Raw genomic sequence first — 1175 nt, forward strand, 5'->3', positions numbered from 1 at the left:
GTGGTCACCAGCGCCGAACGCCACCCGGTGCTGCCCGAGGTGCCCACCGCCAGCGAAGCGGGGTTGAAGGACTTCGTGGTCACCTCCTGGCAGGCCCTCATGGCTCCTCCCGGCATGCCTGCGCCGCTGGTCAAGCGCTTGCACACGGTGGCAACCGAGGCGCTGCGCCATCCCGAGGGACGGCAGCGCCTCGAGCAGGTCGGCTTCACGGTGGTGGCAAGCTCGCCCGAGGCGTACGCCGCCTTTCAGCGCGAAGAGGTGGAGCGCTGGCGCGGTGTAGTGCGGACCGCGGGCATCAAGGCGGAGTGATCGGCCGCCCGTATGTTACGCCACCTATTGCTTGGTGGTTAGTTGGCCTGACCCGAGTGCTTTCCGAACTGCAGCGCAAACAACTGCTGCTGCGACCGGAGCTCAGCCGCCAAGGGCGCATGAACGGGGCGGCGACCATCCCCGTTCGGCTCCAGCTCGAACAGGCCATTGGCGCAGTAGCGGTCATCATCCCAGCCTGGGTGGCCGAGGATAGGATAAAGGCAGACGCCCTCGACCGGAACGCCTCGCCGAAGCGCCTCACGCACCTCACCGCCAACGTGGCGCAGCCAAGGCGCGCGAAGGTCGTCCTCAATGCTGGTCTCGGCCAGGAACAGTGGGCGGCCATAGCGCGTGTGGACGGCCGCCAAGAGCGCGTGCAGCGGGCGGGTACGCGAGTCGAATGGTGACATCGGCTCGCCCTCGCACAGCCAGCGTCCCTCAGGCAGCCATTCCCCCTCGCAACTCCACTGATTGTTCCAGTAGTAGTTGACACCCACCGCGTCGAACGTCTCGGGCCCACCACCGAGTGCAGGCTCCACCCGTCCCGCAAGCATGTCCCAGGCTTGGAACTGCGCCCTGTTGTACCAAGCGTCAGCGAGTTCTGTATCTTCGTTCCGTTGTGGCACGACATGGATAATTGGCTCAATCGCCAGAACTTTAGCTCCCGGTGCTGCCTCGCGCACCGCTCGTGCCGCAGCCGCCGCGGCCCGCACGAGTTGACGCTTAAGCTCGAGGCCACGTCCGCGCGCGGCGGGGTTCATCCTGGCCATGTCGCCGCCAGCCCAGGCCAGAAAGGAGATCTCGTTAACCGGGCAGATCACGGGCGGCCTGCCGGTCTCTTCGAGATGCAAGCGGCCAAAGGCCGC

At 66.6% G+C, this 1175-nt stretch carries 2 protein-coding genes; one reads left to right on the forward strand and one right to left on the reverse strand.

Features of this window, described 5'->3' with window-relative positions; genetic code table 11:
* The coding region (locus EP26_RS30890) for a Bug family tripartite tricarboxylate transporter substrate binding protein (protein WP_281177180.1) at positions 1-309 on the forward strand (309 nt) is incomplete at its 5' end.
* Between the two features lie 38 nt (positions 310-347).
* Here the strand turns inward: EP26_RS30890 and EP26_RS36600 are convergent.
* On the reverse strand, positions 348-1175 hold an 828-nt coding region (locus tag EP26_RS36600; RefSeq protein WP_043345510.1), incomplete at its 5' end, for a hypothetical protein.

The sequence above is a fragment of the Belnapia moabensis DSM 16746 genome (assembly GCF_000745835.1).
GTDB lineage: Bacteria > Pseudomonadota > Alphaproteobacteria > Acetobacterales > Acetobacteraceae > Belnapia > Belnapia moabensis.